The 211-nt window shown below is 66.8% G+C and carries 1 pseudogene; it reads left to right on the top strand.

Annotated features, from left to right (window positions below):
- A pseudogene (locus tag IH68_RS0149345) lies at positions 1-211 on the top strand (RNA-guided endonuclease TnpB family protein); the annotation flags it as partial.

Below are 211 nucleotides of genomic sequence, written 5' to 3'. Positions count from 1 at the left end.
TTACCGAGGCGAAGCAGACGAAGGAGCGGTCCTGGCTGGGCGAGGTCTCCGCGGTCGTTCTGCAGCAGTCCCTGCGGGACGCCGAGACCGCGTACCGCAACTTCTTCGCCTGCCTCAAGGGCGAGCGCAAGGGACCGAAGGTGGGAGCACCACGGTTGAAGTCCCGTAAGGACGCGCGGCAGTCGATCCGGTTCACCGCCAATGCCCGCTG

It is taken from the genome of Streptomyces sp. NRRL S-646, assembly GCF_000720765.1.
GTDB lineage: Bacteria > Actinomycetota > Actinomycetes > Streptomycetales > Streptomycetaceae > Streptomyces.
Note: the sequence above shows the minus strand (reverse complement) of the source record. Positions and strands in the feature narration are given on the sequence as shown.